Here is a 15,257-nt window from a genome sequence, read left to right as displayed (position 1 = left end):
ATGTGGCTGGCTGGACCTGTAGTCTGCAGGACAGGCATCCTGCAGCGTATCAGGCTCCCAGCCCGGCGGCGGTCAGGCTGCGTCCAGCGGCCCCACGCGCACGGTGCGGATCTGCTTGGCGTCGGCCTCGGCAACCTCGAAGCGGCGTCCGACCAGGTCGAACGTTTCACCCGCCTGGGGCACGTGGCCCGCCAGCATGCTGAGGTAGCCGCCGATGGTGTCCACCTCGTCCGAATCCAGGCTGATGCCCAGTTCTTCCAGGTCTTCCAGCAGGGCGCGCCCGGAAAGCTGGTAGTTCTCGCCGTCCAGGACCACGATGTCCTCGTCGCGCGGGGCGTCGTGCTCGTCCTCGATGTCGCCCACGATGAGTTCCAGCACGTCCTCGATGGTCACAAGGCCGGAGGTGCCGCCGTACTCGTCGAGCACGATGGCCATGTGGTTCTTGCGGCTGCGGAACTCCTGGAGCAGTTCGTAGACGTTCTTGGTCTCCGGCACGAAGTACGGTTCGCGCATCAGTTCGGCCACCGGGGTTGCGCACCCGGTGGGGTCGACGAAGCAGCGCAAGAGATCCTTGGCGTAGACCACGCCCACGATGTTGTCGCGGTTGTCGCGGTAGATGGGGATGCGGGAATGCCCGGAGGCGACGATGCGCTCGATGACCTCTCCGAGGGAGTTGTCCACCTCGACGCAGTCGATGTCCGTGCGGGGGGTCATGATGTCCTGAACCTGCGTGTCGTCAAGGCTCAGGATGTTCAGCAGCATCGAGCCTTCTTCGGCGTCCAGTTCGCCGTCTTCGCGGGCTTCGATGATGGCTTGTTCCACCGAGTCGCCGGTGCGGTTCTGGAACAGCCGCGTGATGCGCGACCAGATGGGACTGCCCGATTCTCCGTCCAAGGGGGGCTCCTGTGTTGTCGTGACGTCGCCGTGGGGCGGGGCGGTAGTCGCCACCGGCGGCTGGCGGGGGTGCCGTCGCGCGGGTGTACCCGGCTGGCCGGGGCCTGCATGCCTGCGTGCCCCTGTGGCAGACTGGTTCGAACTGCTCCGGACCGGCTTGGGCGGATACGGACAGATCGGGGACCGGGCCGGGCAGGGCATGCGCGAGTCAGGCCGGGGTATCCAGCGGGTACGGGCGCTTGCGGTTCGCGCTCACACTACATCGCTCCCGCTTTCCCTGTAAAGCTCAAGGTGGCGGCGAATCACCCAGTTGCCCAGCGGTTCCACCTCGCCCTCGTCGGACAGGGGTTTCCAGCCGACCAGGTATGGGGCGTTGTCGTGGGGTTCTCCCCAGGCCAGCACCTGGACGCCCAGTTCCACGTCGCGTGTCTCGAAGGCCACGAAGCGGTTCTGGATGCGGCATTGCAGCCAGAAGCCCAGGCTGCGGTCGTGCTGGGGATCGTACAGTTCCAGCAGGGCGGTCAGGCGGCCGCCGATGTCCATGTTCATGCCCCTTGAAGCGGCGGAACGGGCCGTGGCGCGTGGCAGCAGCAGGCGCAGCCCGCCGCCGGAAAGATTCAGCAGGGCCACGGGCAGGGCTCGGCTGACGTCCGGAAAGAGCGGGGCAACGATGTCGTCGAGGGGGGGCGATTCTGAGCAGGCCGGGATTGGCGGCGTGTCGTTGCCGCCACCGGAGGCGGATGGCGCAGGTTCTCCGGAAGCAGTGGCACGATCGGGGACACGGCTGGCATCAGGGGCGGGGGAGGCAGGTGGCGCATCGATCGGGCACGGCGTGCCGTGCGCGGTGAAGCTGTTCAGGCTGGTGGCGTCGGGAAGGGCGAGCAGCGGCGTGCCCAGGCGGCGGCCATCGGCGGGGGGCGGGGTGTCGGCGCCCATGGGCCATGCGGCCAGGCCCAGCACCAGATGGCGCGGCACGTCCAGCCGCAGGAAGGCGCGCTTCTGTCGCCGTTCCAGCTTTTCCGGCAGGGCCAGGTCCACCAGCCATACCGCGTCGGCGGTGGCGTGCGGACCGCGCGGGGCAGTGCGGTCGGCGGAAGGGGCGCGGTGCGCGCCGGTGATCACCGAGGTGAACTGATAGTACACCTGCATGCGCTTTTGCTGCGTGCGGAAGTAGCAGTCCACCTCGCGTCCCTTCCATGATTCCGGCACGGTGCGCAGCAGCGAGCATTCCAGAGTCAGCGCGGATCGCCCGATGGAAACGGCGGTGCAGTACGTGGAGCGACGCCCCGTGGGGCCGTGGAACTGCATTTCGAAGCGGCCCCGTTGCAGGATGGCGGCGTCGAACAGTTCGCGGATCACCTGCGGGTCGTTGACCCAGCCTTCGGGAGTGTAACGCTCGCGGCGCTGGCGCAGCCCGCCCACCAGCAATATGACGGCCAGCAGGGCTGCCACGGCGGCCACGATGAGCACGAATTCGCGCACCAGCGTGAAATCTGCCTGGTAGTCGCCGAAGTGGCGCGAAATATCGGCCAGAAAGCTGGCGGCCCCGGGAGGCAGGAGAAGGGAAAGACTGTCCGCGCCATGGCGGGCAAAGGCGACGAGGCCGGAGAGGCAGAAGTCCCACGGGAACGGTGCGGCGCTGCTCATGATGGTGCCCCGGACTGTTGAGGTACGCCGAAGGACGCGCGGCAGGCTGGGTGCGAAGCCGGACGGACGCTCTTTGAACGGTAGCGCCAAACGACCTCTGCCGCAACAGGGTGGGCGTTAGAGCCTGGAGGATGACGTGGAGGCGCGTGGGCGCGGGAAGGCCCTCGTAGGGGCGGGGCTGACGGAGTCTGCCGGTCTGGCCGGGGTGCCCGGACTTGCGAAGGTGGCGGAAGTGGCGGAACCGCCTTGTCCGGTCAGACAGTCATGCTGCCGGACAGTTTATGCAGCCGGACATTTTATGCAGCCGGACAGTTTATGCAGTTGGACCGGCCTGGCTGCGTTCCAGCTTGCGCAGATGGATTTCGATGCAGGTCAGCGCCGCCGGGGTCACCCCGGAAATGCGTGCGGCCTGCCCCATGGTGCGCGGCTGGACGCGAGTCAGCTTTTCCACGATCTCGCGGGTAAGCCCCGCCACCGCCGCGTAGTCCAGGCCTTCTGGCAGGGGCTGGGATTCCTGCCGGGCGGCGCGCTCCACCAGTTCTTCCTGCCGGGCCAGATAGCCGGAGTAGCGGATGATGGTTTCCGCCTCTTCACGCACTTCCGGCGCGTGGTCCGTGGCTTCGGGCCAGAAGGCGCGCAGCCGCTCCAGCGACATGGTGGGGCGGCGCAGCAACTCGGCCAGCGACACCGCGCGGGTGGGCACGGCCTCGCCCAGGTCGGTGAAGACGGCGCGGGTGGCCGCGTCTGGGGTTACCCGGCGCTGCTCCAGTTGCGTCATGAGTTCGGCCAGCGCGTCGTGGCGGGCGCGGAACACGGCCCAGTGGTCGTCGTCCACAAGGCCCAGGTCGCGGCCCATGGGGGTCAGCCGGGCGTCGGCGTTGTTCTCGCGCAGCAGCAGGCGATGCTCCGCGCGAGAGGTGAACATGCGGTACGGCTCGCGCGTGCCCTTGGTGACCAGGTCGTCCACCAGCACGGCCATGTAAGCGGCATCGCGCCCCGGCAGGAACGGCGGCAGCCCGCGCAGCGCGCACGAGGCGTTCAGCGCGGCCCACAGGCCCTGCGCCGCCGCTTCTTCATAGCCGGACGTGCCGTTGATCTGCCCGGCCAGGTACAGGCCCGGCAGCGTCTTGGTTTCCAGCGTGGGGTGCAACTGGATGGGGTCGGCGTAGTCGTATTCGATGGCGTAGCCGGGGCGCACGATCTGGGCGTTTTCCAGCCCCGGAACGGTGGCGATCATGGCTTTCTGCACGTCCAGCGGCAGGCTGGTGGGAATGCCGTTGGGGTAGCATTCCGGGCTGGACAGGCCTTCCGGCTCGACGAAAATCTGGTGCCGTTCGCGGTCGGGGAAGCGGGCCACCTTGTCCTCGATGGACGGGCAGTAGCGCGCCCCGGTGCCGGTGATGACGCCGGTGAACATGGGCGAACGGTCGAAGCCCGCGCGGATGGCCGCGTGGGTGCGCTCGTTGGTCCAGGTCATGTGGCAGGGCACCTGCGGCAGGCGCACGCCGGGGCCGCGAAAACTGAACGGGCGCGGCGGTTCGTCGCCGGGCTGCTCTTCCATGACCGCAAAGTCGATGCTGGCCCGCAGCAGGCGCGGGGTGGTGCCTGTCTTCAACCTGCCCAGTTCCAGCCCGTGGGCGCGCAGCGAGGCGGAAAGCCCGACAGCCGGGGCATCGCCCAGCCTGCCGCCGGGAAAGTTGGTGAGCCCCACGTGGATCAGCCCGCACAGGAAGGTGCCGGTGGTCAGCAGCACCGTGCGGGCGCGAAATTCCTGCCCAAGGCCGGTGCGCACCCCTGCTGCGCGGCCCTGTTCGGCCAGTATTGCTTCCGCCGTGTCCTGCCAGACCCACAGGTTGTCCTGCGCGAACACGTCGCGCCGCACCGCGTGCAGGTAGGCGTCGCGGTCGATCTGGGCGCGGGTGGCCCGCACGGCGGGGCCCTTGCTGACGTTCAGGGTGCGGAACTGGATGCCCGCCTCGTCGGCCCACAGGCCCATCATGCCGCCCAGCGCGTCGATTTCCTTGACCATGTGCCCCTTGGCAAGCCCGCCTATGGCCGGGTTGCACGACAGGTGGCCGATGCGGTCGGCGTTGCTGGTCAGCAGCAGGGTGGGATGCCCCAGCCGCGCGCTGGCCATGGCCGCCTCGCACCCGGCATGCCCGGCACCGACCACGATGCAGTCGAAAAGGGCGGGAAACGGGGCCTTGCGCGGCATGAGAGGTGCGGACATGTGCGATACCGTGGTGTGGGGTGCGATGGGTTGGGCGGTGCCGGACATCCGGCTACTTGCCGCCCTCGAACAGCATGGTGGCGATGACCTTGGCGTCGCCGATGTTGCACGACACGCGCGTGGCCTCGTTGGGCACGTGGGCGTTGGGCACCAGCTTGGACCATACGGCGGCGGAAAGGCCCATGCGCCGCACGATGGCGGCCACGGTGCCCCCGCCGATGCCAGCCGGACGGGCGGTGACGCCGTACACGTCCCTGATGGCCGCGCGCAGCCGGGTGACCACTTCCGCGTCCGGGCTGGTGGGCGGGGCGGCCTGTTCGCGCAGCACCTGCGAGATGGCGATGGTCACGCCATGCTCCCGCTCCACCTCGTCGGCCAGCCCGCGCATCGCGGTCACGACCTCGTCCAGATCGTAGCGGGGCAGCACGCGGCAATCCACGTAGAACACGTCCGATCCGGGCACGGTGTTCACGTTGGGCACGTTGGCTTCTTTCTTGGTGGGCACGAAGGTGGAGGTGGCCGGATTGAACAGCGGATCCGCGTCGGGGAAGCGTTCGTTCAGATGGCGGATGCGCAGGATGAGCGCGGCGGCTGCGGAAAGGGAGTTCACCCCTTCATCGGGGGTGGAGGCGTGACACTGCCTGCCGGTAACGGCAACGCGCAGCCAGAGCATGCTCTTTTCCGCCACCTCTATCATGGTGCCGTCGCTGTCGCCGAAGTCGGGCACCACGATGAGGTCGTCGGGCCGGAACAGGTCGGGCCGCACGGCAGCCACGTGGGCCATGCCGCGCGCGTTGCCGGTTTCTTCGTCGGCCACGAAGGCCAGGCCCAGCGACAGGGGCGGGGTGACGCCCTGCTCCAGCAGTTCGCGCGCCACCAGAAGGCCGGAGACGATGGCCTGCTGGTTGTCCTCCACGCCGCGTCCGTACAGTACGTCGCCGTCCACGCGCAGGGTCCACGGGTCGCCGTCCCACAGGGTGGGGTCGCCGGGGGGCACCACGTCCATGTGGGCCAGCACCCAGACGGTGCGGGGAGATGCGCCGGGCACGCGGGCGATGATGTTGGGGCGATGTCCGCAGGGCACGCGGGAGTCGGGGGCGTTGATCTGCTCGATGTCGGTCACGCCGATGGCGCGCAGGTGGTCAAGCAGCCAGTCGGCCTTTGCGCGCTCGCCTTCGCCGCCGCTTTCCGGACCCAGGGCCGGGCGGCTGGTCAGTTCGCGTTGCAGTTCGATGACGGCGTCGCGGCGGGCGTCAAGGGCGGAAATGATGCGGTGCGGCATGCGGCAAACCCCGTGCGCGTGGCGCGTGGCGCCCGCAACCGCATGGAGCGGCCCGGCCGCCGAGTCAGGAGTCAGAAGGGAACCCCGCCGGGCATGGCCTTGGCTGGCGCGCGGCGGAGAAAAAAAGAAAGGGCGAGGTTGCCCGCGCCCTTTCCCGTGCAGTCGGTATGGAGGCTAACGGCCCTTGGCAGCGCGCTTGGACGCCTTGAGGGGGTTGACCTTGGCGGCGGCAGCGGCCTGCGTCTTGATGTGCGTGGCGAAGTTGCACTTGCCGCCCGCCCACTTGCGTTCGGGCATGGGGTAGCTGCCGCAGAACTTTTCTTCTTCGAAAAGGCGAATGCGTTCACAGCCTTCGCACTGTTCGACGATGGGCTGGAGGGTGATGCCGTTCATCACCACGCCGTCGGCCGTCTTGGTGGCACCAGCAAGGACGTTGCTCGTTGCGCTCATCTCGAAATCCTCCGTCGCGCGCGAAGCGCGTTTGTTCTTTCAGAAAGCAGGTTCCAATTATACAGTTTGGCCCGGTTGTCAATAAAAAAGGCGGCCACAAGTAAACCAAAATCAATCATGCATACGGCAGAAGTAAACCTTCCCGCGCCCGAAAAGGCAGGCTACCTGCCCAGCTTGTCCAGCACCCAGCGGCGCACGTCGCGCATCTGGGCCACCAGGGCGGGGTAGTCGAAGCGGGTGAACCGGCCATCCTGGTACAGCACCTCGCCCGCAACAATGGTCAGGCGCACTTCGTGCCCGGTGGCGGCGTACACCAGGTGCGAAGCCGGGTTGTACATGGGTTGCAGGTTGGGGGCGGAAAGGTCCAGCGCGGTCAGGTCCGCCGGGCAGCCGGGGGCAAGCTGGCCAAGGCCGGGCCAGTGCAGGGCCGCCGCGCCCCCCACGGTGGCCATGTCCAGCACGGTCTGGGCCGGGGCGCAGGTGGGGTCCATGCAGCGCAGCTTGTGCAACATGGCGCAGCTGGTCATTTCCGTGAACATGTTCAGGCTGTTGTTGCTGGCCGCGCCGTCGGTGCCGATGCCCACGGCAATGCCGCGCGCCAGCATTTGCGGCACCGGGGCCGCGCCGGAGGCCAGCTTCATGTTGCTTTCCGGGTTGTGGGCCACCGCCGTGCCGGTGGATGCCAGCAGGTCGATTTCATCGTCCGTCAGGTCCACGGCGTGGGCCACGGTGGCGCGCGGGGTCAGCAGGCCAAGGCCATGGCAGTACGGCACGGGCCGCTGGCCGAACATCTGCTGGCACTGGGCGGTTTCCGTGGTGGTTTCCGCCAGGTGGATGTGCAGGGGCAGGTCCAGTTCCTCGGCCAGGGCCTGGCAGCGTTGCAGCAGTTCCGGCGAGGTGGTGTACACCGCATGCGGGGTGACGCACTGGCGGATGCGCGGGTTGTGCCGCCAGGTTTCGTGCAGCTGGCGCACCAGGGCCAGGCCCGCGTCGGCGTCGGGGTAGGCAGGGGATGGAAAGCCGAAGATGCCCTCGCCGCCCAGGCAGCGCAGGCCCGCCCTGTCCACGGCGCGGTAGGTGGCGTCCTGGATCAGGTACATGTCGTTGAAGGCGGTGGTGCCTGTGCGCAGCATTTCGGCGCAGCCCAGCAGTGCCCCGGCTTCCACGATATCGGGCGTGAGGTGCTTTTCGACGGGAAAGATATGCTGCGTCAGCCAGTCCATCAGCGGCAGGTCGTCGGCCACGCCGCGCAGAAAGGTCATGGCCGCGTGGGTATGCGCGTTGACCAGTCCGGGCATGACCAGTGTGTTGCCAAGATCCAGAACCCGCGCCGGAGTGTGCGCGGCTGCCACGGCATCACGCGGGCCGACAGCCAGTACCGTGCCGTCGGCCACGGCCAGCGCGCCGTCTTCGATGACGGTGCGCATGGCGTCTTGTGTAACGATGCAGGCGGCCTGTATGAGGATGTCGCAGGGGCGGGTCATGATGACTCCTTGGCTATGCGTCGCAGGCGTGGCGTGGGGGGGGGGGCGGATGATCCGGTATCTGCCGGCCCGGCAACGAATCGGTTTTCATTAATATAGGGCATGAAGTGTCGCAAGCGTGCGGCACCCGTGTGGCAACGTGCAAGGGCGCAGGGAGCGCCGGGGAGAAACGGATGCGCGTGGGATGCTTGCTGGTGCACGGATTTACCGGTGCGCCCTTTGAAATGGAGCCGCTGGTCGACCCATTGGCCGAGATCGGCTGCGTGGTGCGCAACATCCGCCTGCCGGGGCACGACACCTCGTTCGAGGACTTTCGGCGCACCGTGTTCGCGGATTGGGTGGCCCACGCGGAAGACGAGTACCGCGCGCTGGAGCGCGAGGTGGATGCGGTGGTGCCCATCGGTCTTTCCATGGGCGGCGCCATCGCCCTGCACCTGGCCCAGGTGTTCCGCCCCCTGGGCGTGGTGGCGCTGGCAGCCCCCATGTACGTGTACCGCATCATACCGTGGCGCATGAAGGACTGGCGGCTGCCGCTGGTGGGGCTGCTGCGTCATGTGCGCCCGGTGTGGCCATCCGCCCCGCGCAGCGAGGTTGCGCGCGTCGTTGCCCCTTGGCGCGGCTATGAAGAAGCCACGGCCTTGCCGCAACTGCACAGCCTTATCGTGGGGGCAGCCGGTGTGCGCAGGGGGCTTGGTCGGGTGACGGCGCCACTGTTGGTGATGCAGGCGCGCGGCGACGCCACCGTGCACTACTCCAACGCCCTGCACATTGCCGCCCACGTGGCCTCGCCTGACGTGACCCTGAAGCTGTTCGACATCGCGGACAGGCGCGCCGGGCACCACGTCATCACCACGCATACGGAATGTCGCGACAGGGTGAGCGGGGCGGTGCGGGATTTCGTGCAGGGCCTTTTTTCTTAGAACAAAAATGTTATTTTTGTCGTTTTTTGCCATTTTTTCCAAAAAACATAATTTCACAATCTAATATTCTGCAACAATTGCACTGTTTCAGCTGTGCGGCTGGTCAATCCTGACTTGTCTGGATGGCGGGATTGACGATTTTGCACGGAATCGTTAAATCTTGACCATGCCGTACGCTCCGGGGGGATTGCGCTGCCGCATCCCCGGCCCTTTGCCGCATGATCCGCCTCCTTGCCGTACCCGATGTGTTCCGTTTTCGCAGGCCACACCGGACACGGGCGCGGAAACATGCTATGCAGAGGGCGAGCCGGTTCGCCGTCGTCGGCAGTATTTCCACAGGTTCGCCAAGCCGAGGTTACCAGCGTGCATGTGAAGCCCATCAGCCAGCATTTCAACGACTTCGTCATCGAGCGCGAACGCGCCCGGTGCATCAACTGTGAAGTCTGCGTGCGCCAGTGTTCGTACGAGGCCCACTTCTGGGACGAGGCGCGCCAGTTCGTGGTGCACGACAGCGCCCGCTGCGTGGGCTGCCACCGCTGCGCGGCCATGTGCCCCACCAGTTGCCTGACCATCCGCAAGAAACCGTCGGACTTCCGCGACAACTCGCTGTGGACGTCCACCTACATCAAGCACATCTTCAAGCAGGCCGACACCGGCGGGGTGCTGCTGTCCGGCATGGGCAACCCGCAGCCCAAGCCCATCTACTGGGACAACATGCTGCTGGACGCCAGCCAGGTGACCAACCCCTCCATCGATCCGCTGCGCGAGCCCATGGAACTGCGCACCTTTCTGGGGGCCAAGCCTGACGCCGTGGATTTCATTCACACCCCCGAAGGCCCGCGCCTGAAGCAGCCCCTGCCGCCGCAACTGCAGCTGGAATACCCCATCATGTTCGCGGCCATGTCGTTCGGAGCCATCAACTTCAATCTGCACGTGGCCATGGCCCGCGCGGCCACCGAACTCGGCATCTGCTACAACACCGGCGAAGGCGGCCTGCACCCGGACCTGTACCAGTACGGGGCCAACACCATCGTGCAGGTGGCTTCCGGCCGGTTCGGCGTGCACAAGGACTACCTGAACGCCGGGGCCGCCGTGGAAATCAAGGTGGGGCAGGGGGCCAAGCCGGGCATTGGCGGGCACCTGCCCGGCGAGAAGATTGACGAGGAAGTCTCGCGCACCCGCATGGTGCCGCAAGGCTCCGACGCCATCTCGCCCGCGCCGCACCACGACATCTATTCCATCGAAGACCTGCTCCAGCTCATCTACGCCATCAAGGAATCCACCCGCTACCGGGTGCCCGTGGCCGTGAAGATCGCTGCCGTGCACAACGCCCCGGCCATTGCGTCCGGCATCGTGCGTGCCGGGGCGGACATCGTGGTCATCGACGGCTTCCGGGGCGGCACGGGCGCGGCCCCCACCATGATCCGCGACAACGTGGGCATTCCCATCGAACTGGCCTTGGCCTCGGTGGACAACCGCCTGCGCGACGAGGGCATCCGCAACCATGCCTCGCTGGTGGTGGCCGGGGGCGTGCGGTGCAGCGCCGACGTGGTGAAAGCCATCGCCCTTGGGGCCGACGCCGTGTACATCGGCACCGCCGCGCTGGTGGCCGTGGGCTGCACCCTGTGCGGCCGCTGCTACACCGGCAAGTGCCCGTGGGGCATCGCCACCAACGCCGCGCAGCTCAAGAAGCGCCAGAATCCAGATGTGGCCGCGCAGCGCATGGCCAACCTGGTCCGGGCCTGGGGCCACGAGATTCAGGAAATGCTGGGCGGCATGGGGCTGAACTCCATCGAAAGTCTGCGCGGCAACCGCGACAAGTTGCGGGGCGTGGGGCTGAACGAGGTGGAGCTCAATGTCCTGGGCATCAAGCACGCTGGGCTGTAGTTGCGGTCGGAAACGACCATTTCGTGGGCAATGGCGGCGTCAAACCGTTTTTTTGCTCCGGTCGAGTACAGCAAAAGTACACTCCCTCCGCAAAAAAAACGGTTTTCCTTGCCCTTGCCGCACGCTCTGGCCCTTTCCTGACCGCAACTGCGCACAGGTTTCGGTGGCCCGGGCGGGTAAAGACAGAGCGCTGACGCTGCCCCACGCTGCGCCCCGCCGGGGTTGTGCGGGGTATGGCGTGATGAAGAGTTAAAGAAGAACTTGAAGTCGGTGTAACCTGCCGACACTACGGAATATGCACGCACCGGTCATGGTTGGGGCATCCCCGCCGGGCCGGCCACCACGGAGAAAGGCCATGCAGGCTCCACGCGATTTCTGGCATTTCGATAAGGACATTTCCGGCTGCGGCGTGTTCGGCATCATCGACCGGGCGCGGCGGCTCATACCGGGGTCGGAGCCCATTGCGGCCATGTGCACCATGCACGACCGGGGCAACGGTCTGGGCGGCGGCTTTGCGGCCTACGGCATCTATCCGGACCGGGCGGACTGGTACGCCTTTCACCTGATGTGCGACGACCGCGATGCGCTGGAGCGGGCGGAAGGCGTCATCAAGCAGTTCCACGACATCCGCCATTCCGAGCCCATCCCCACCCGCAAGGTGGCCAGCGTGAAGAACCCGCCCGTGGTCTGGCGTTTCTTCGTCACGCCCAAGTCCAACCGGCCCGCCTGGGCCACCGGGGACGAGGCCGACTACATGGTGGGCACGGTGATGCACATCAACACCAAGGTGCCCGGCGTGTTCGTGTTCTCCAGCGGCAAGGACATGGGGGCCTTCAAGGGGGTGGGCTTTCCCGAGGATATCGCCGACTTCTTCCGGCTGGATGAATACCACGCCCACATGTGGACCGGGCACAACCGCTTTCCCACCAACACGCCCGGCTGGTGGGGCGGGGCGCACCCGTTCACCCTGCTGGACTGGGCCATCGTGCACAACGGCGAAATCTCGTCCTACGGCATCAACAAGCGCTACCTGTGCCAGCACGGCTACGAGTGCACCCTGATGACCGACACCGAGGTGGTGGCCTATCTGATCGACATGCTGATCCGCAAGCACGGCCTGACCAAGCGCGAAGCCAGCTGGGTGTTCGCGCCGCCGTTCTGGGACGAGGTGGACCGCATGCCCGAGGCGGAGCGCGAGGCCTTCAAGGCCCTGCGCATGGTCTACGGTTCGGCCCTGCTCAACGGTCCTTTCGCCATTCTGGTGACGGACTCCAACGGCATGATGGGCCTCAACGACCGGGTCAAGCTGCGTCCGTTGGTAGTAGCCGAAAAGGGCGACCGGGTGTTCATGTCCAGCGAGGAAAGCTCCATCCGCGAGGTCTGCCGCGACCTTGACCGGGTCTGGGCGCCCAAGGCGGGCCAGCCCGTGATCATCGACTACCTGCCGCAGGGGGGTGCAGCATGAGCGGGGACGTGATGTGCGACGAAAAGGGCTTCTGCGTGCAGCGCGAGGGCGAGCGGTGCCTCATCGACGCCACCGGCGTCTACTACCGCCAGCTTAACGAGCAGATTCGCGCCGCGCTGGAGCACGGCGTTACCGACATAGAGGTGGTGCAGGTGCGCGGGCAGCGCTACATCGCCACCGCCGTGGAGGGCGACGTGCGCTTCACCGTGCGCGGCGTGCCGGGCCAGGATCTGGGCGCGTTCATGCGCGGCCCCACCATCCACGTGCACGGCAACGCGCAGGACGGCGTGGGCAACACCATGGACGGCGGGCGCATCGTCATTCACGGCATGGCGGGCGACGTGCTGGGCTACGCCATGCGCGACGGGCGCATCCTTGTGCGCGGCGACGTGGGCTACCGCGTGGGCATTCACATGAAGGCCTACATGGACCGCGTGCCGGTCATCGTGGTGGGCGGCAAGGCAGGCGACTTTCTGGGCGAATACATGGCGGGCGGGGCCATCATCCTGCTGGGCATGCATTCCGGCATGGCCGATGCGCCCATTACCGGGCGCAATCTGGGCACCGGCATGCACGGCGGGGTCATCTACCTGCGCGGACGGGTGCCGGAATACCAGCTTGGGCCGGGCCTTGCCATGGAGCCGGTGGACGAGGCGGATCTGGAGTTCCTGCGGAGGCATGTTGCCGACTTTGCAGCGGAATTCGCGAGCGAATTCGGGAACGGGGACACGGACGGGGGCACGGAACCCGCCGATGCCACGGTACTGGCCGACGCCATTCTGTCCGAGCCGTTCGTGAAGATACGCCCCTTCTCGCACCGCCCGTACGGCAACATGTACGTGGGAACGAACTAGCTGTTTGCTACCGCAACACGCCAGAATCGCTTGACGCATGAAGGCCCCGGCGCGTGAATGCCCGGGGCCTTTTGCGTAGTGGTCCGTCGTTTCGGGCATGCCGAGGGTTGCGTGGCATGGCCGGAGTGCGCATAATCACTCATTGGTCCGCAGTCCCGCATTTTCGGCGTTGCCCCGTGCGCCGCGCCTTCACCCCGACCGGAGCCTTGCATGCCTCACAACATCGACCTCATCCTGACCCTGGCGGGCGGGCTTACCGCCGCGCTGGCCCTTGGTTTCATCACCCAGAAGCTGCGCCTGTCGCCCATCGTGGGCTATCTGCTGGCGGGCATGGTGGTGGGGCCGTATTCGCCCGGTTTCGTGGCCGATGCGGACACGGCCACCCAGTTTGCCGAATTGGGCGTGATCCTGCTGATGTTCGGGGTGGGGCTGCATTTTCATCTCAAGGATCTGATGGCCGTGCGTTCCGTGGCCGTGCCGGGGGCCATCGTGCAGATTGCCGCCGCCACCGTGCTGGGCATGCTGGCCACGCATTTCTTCGGCTGGTCGTGGACGGCGGGTGCCGTGTTCGGCATGGCCATTTCGGTGGCCAGCACCGTGGTGCTTACCCGCGTGCTGGCCGACAACCGGGCCATGCACACCCCCGTGGGGCACGTGGCCATCGGCTGGCTGGTGGTGGAGGACCTGTTCACCATCCTTGTGCTGGTGCTGCTGCCCGCGCTGTTTCCGCCCGCCACGGCGTCTGGCGGTGCAGTGGGTGCGTCCGTTTCGGTGTGGACCACCCTGGGCGCCACCACCCTGAAACTGGGCGCCCTGGTGGTATTCACCCTGGTGGCAGGGCAGCGACTGATTCCGTTGCTGCTGGGCTACGTGGCCCGTACGGGCACGCGCGACCTGTTCACCCTGGCCGTGCTGGTGCTGGCGCTGGGCATTGCCGTGGGCGCGGCGGAATTCTTCGGCGCATCCATGGCGCTGGGGGCGTTTCTTGCCGGGATGGTTGTCGGCCAGTCCGACTTCAGCGCCCGCGCGGCGGCAGAGGCGCTGCCCATGCGCGACGCCTTTGCGGTGCTGTTCTTCGTGTCCGTGGGCATGCTGTTCGACCCTGCCTCGCTGGCCACCGGCTGGCCGCTGATGCTGGTCACCCTCGGCATCGTGCTGCTGGGCAAACCGCTGGCTGCCCTGCTGGTGGTGCTGGTGCTGGGGCACCCCCTGCGCAAGGCCGTATCCGTGGCCGTGGCGCTGGCCCAGATCGGCGAATTCTCGTTCATTCTCGCGTCGCTGGGCACGGCGCTGGGCGTGTTGCCGCCAGAGGCGGGCAACGCCATGGTGGTGGCTGCGGTGGTGTCCATCACCATCAATCCTCTGTTGTACAAGGGGATCGATCCTCTGATGAAGTCGCTGGCACGCCGGGGCATCGGCGTGGCGCGTCCGGCTGCGGGGGATGGCCCCGTGCCGGTGCCCGACGACGATGCCCACCGCGTGGTGCTGATCGGCTACGGCCCGGTGGGACGGGCCATTGCCCGCATCCTGCGCGACAACGACATGGACGTGGTGGTGGTGGAAATGAACATCGACACGGTGCGCGAACTGCACGAGCAGGCCGAGCTCGAGGCGGCGCATCTGAACGCGCAGGATGAGGCCGACGACGGCAGGGCGGGTGACGCTGCCGGCGGTGATGCTTCAGACAACTCCGGCAGCAGCGCAGGGCACCCCCTGCGCCCCCTGCATGCCGTGCACGGCGATGCCACCCAGGCCGAAATACTGCGTCATGCGGGGCTGGAAGACGCAGAGGCGCTGATCATTTCCACGGCGACGGCCCCCGCGCGTGAAATCATCGAGGTGGCGCGCGGGGTCAATCCCGACGTACGCATCCTCATCCACACCACCTACCTGCGCGAGGCAGAGGCCCTGCGCGCGGGCGGGGCGGAGGTGGTCTTTTCCGGCGAAGGGGCGGTGGCCCTGGCGCTGTCCACCTTCCTGCTGCGCGAACTGGGCGCCACCGACGAACAGGTGGAGACAGAGCGCAGGCGCATCCGCCGCGACTTCTGCTGAACATTGCCCTGTTGCCAGAGAGGCCGGCGCCGCTTGCGGAGTCTGCCACTGTCCGGGCGGCGGACACGCCCGCCGCCGCGTGTCTTCCTGGC

General features: G+C 67.1%; 11 protein-coding genes. 5 read left to right on the top strand and 6 right to left on the bottom strand.

The window, feature by feature from the left end:
- Positions 1-72: 72 nt before the first annotated feature.
- The 6 genes from DESTE_RS03060 to DESTE_RS03035 all read right to left on the bottom strand — a co-directional run bounded on the left by DESTE_RS03060 (position 73) and on the right by DESTE_RS03035 (position 7,987).
- Positions 73-894, bottom strand: coding sequence for a hemolysin family protein (locus DESTE_RS03060; RefSeq protein WP_035064885.1), 822 nt, complete (start codon positions 892-894; stop codon positions 73-75).
- 252 nt (positions 895-1,146) lie between these two features.
- Complete coding sequence (locus DESTE_RS03055; RefSeq protein WP_035064881.1) at positions 1,147-2,541, bottom strand: hypothetical protein; 1,395 nt, start codon at positions 2,539-2,541, stop codon at positions 1,147-1,149.
- Positions 2,542-2,854: 313 nt separating this feature from the next.
- A complete protein-coding gene (gene mnmG / locus DESTE_RS03050; RefSeq protein WP_156925408.1) occupies positions 2,855-4,756 on the bottom strand; it encodes a tRNA uridine-5-carboxymethylaminomethyl(34) synthesis enzyme MnmG in 1,902 nt (633 codons plus the stop codon).
- A 67-nt stretch (positions 4,757-4,823) separates the two neighbouring features.
- Entirely contained in the window at positions 4,824-6,053 is a 1,230-nt protein-coding gene (locus tag DESTE_RS03045) for a M20 family metallo-hydrolase (RefSeq protein WP_035064874.1), read from the bottom strand.
- Positions 6,054-6,227: 174 nt separating this feature from the next.
- A complete protein-coding gene (locus tag DESTE_RS03040; protein WP_035064871.1) occupies positions 6,228-6,503 on the bottom strand; it encodes a PxxKW family cysteine-rich protein in 276 nt (91 codons plus the stop codon).
- A gap of 161 nt (positions 6,504-6,664) precedes the next feature.
- Positions 6,665-7,987, bottom strand: coding sequence for an amidohydrolase family protein (locus tag DESTE_RS03035; RefSeq protein WP_035064868.1), 1,323 nt, complete (start codon positions 7,985-7,987; stop codon positions 6,665-6,667).
- Between the two features lie 173 nt (positions 7,988-8,160).
- Here DESTE_RS03035 and DESTE_RS03030 point away from each other — a divergent pair, with 173 nt between their 5' ends.
- The 5 genes from DESTE_RS03030 (at position 8,161) to DESTE_RS03010 (ending at position 15,165) form a co-directional block, all read left to right on the top strand.
- A complete protein-coding gene (locus DESTE_RS03030; protein ID WP_035064865.1) occupies positions 8,161-8,907 on the top strand; it encodes an alpha/beta hydrolase in 747 nt (248 codons plus the stop codon).
- 363 nt (positions 8,908-9,270) lie between these two features.
- The gene (locus tag DESTE_RS03025; protein ID WP_035064862.1) at positions 9,271-10,794 is read left to right on the top strand and encodes a glutamate synthase-related protein; all 1,524 of its coding nucleotides are present in this window, start codon (positions 9,271-9,273) and stop codon (positions 10,792-10,794) included.
- 355 nt (positions 10,795-11,149) lie between these two features.
- Positions 11,150-12,259, top strand: coding sequence for a class II glutamine amidotransferase (locus DESTE_RS03020; protein ID WP_035064860.1), 1,110 nt, complete (start codon positions 11,150-11,152; stop codon positions 12,257-12,259).
- Entirely contained in the window at positions 12,256-13,113 is an 858-nt protein-coding gene (locus tag DESTE_RS03015; protein WP_245590709.1) for a GltB/FmdC/FwdC-like GXGXG domain-containing protein, read from the top strand. The genes DESTE_RS03020 and DESTE_RS03015 overlap by 4 nt, the downstream gene beginning before the upstream one ends.
- A gap of 210 nt (positions 13,114-13,323) precedes the next feature.
- Complete coding sequence (locus DESTE_RS03010) at positions 13,324-15,165, top strand: cation:proton antiporter (RefSeq protein ID WP_035064857.1); 1,842 nt, start codon at positions 13,324-13,326, stop codon at positions 15,163-15,165.
- The last annotated feature ends 92 nt before the right edge of the window (positions 15,166-15,257 follow it).

Origin of the sequence: Nitratidesulfovibrio termitidis HI1 (assembly GCF_000504305.1) — a bacterium.
Classification (GTDB): domain Bacteria; phylum Desulfobacterota; class Desulfovibrionia; order Desulfovibrionales; family Desulfovibrionaceae; genus Cupidesulfovibrio; species Cupidesulfovibrio termitidis.
Note: the sequence above shows the minus strand (reverse complement) of the source record. Positions and strands in the feature narration are given on the sequence as shown.

What these genes read in the sequence shown, in the direction of transcription:
- DESTE_RS03055 (WP_035064881.1), bottom strand. Translation starts at nt 2,541, where the DNA reads ATGAGCAGCGCCGCACCGTTCCCGTGGGACTTCTGCCTCTCCGGCCTC.
- mnmG (WP_156925408.1), bottom strand. Translation starts at nt 4,756, where the DNA reads ATGCCGCGCAAGGCCCCGTTTCCCGCCCTTTTCGACTGCATCGTGGTC.
- DESTE_RS03045 (WP_035064874.1), bottom strand. Translation starts at nt 6,053, where the DNA reads ATGCCGCACCGCATCATTTCCGCCCTTGACGCCCGCCGCGACGCCGTC.
- DESTE_RS03040 (WP_035064871.1), bottom strand. Translation starts at nt 6,503, where the DNA reads ATGAGCGCAACGAGCAACGTCCTTGCTGGTGCCACCAAGACGGCCGAC.
- DESTE_RS03035 (WP_035064868.1), bottom strand. Translation starts at nt 7,987, where the DNA reads ATGACCCGCCCCTGCGACATCCTCATACAGGCCGCCTGCATCGTTACA.
- DESTE_RS03030 (WP_035064865.1), top strand. Translation starts at nt 8,161, where the DNA reads ATGCGCGTGGGATGCTTGCTGGTGCACGGATTTACCGGTGCGCCCTTT.
- DESTE_RS03020 (WP_035064860.1), top strand. Translation starts at nt 11,150, where the DNA reads ATGCAGGCTCCACGCGATTTCTGGCATTTCGATAAGGACATTTCCGGC.
- DESTE_RS03015 (WP_245590709.1), top strand. Translation starts at nt 12,256, where the DNA reads ATGAGCGGGGACGTGATGTGCGACGAAAAGGGCTTCTGCGTGCAGCGC.
- DESTE_RS03010 (WP_035064857.1), top strand. Translation starts at nt 13,324, where the DNA reads ATGCCTCACAACATCGACCTCATCCTGACCCTGGCGGGCGGGCTTACC.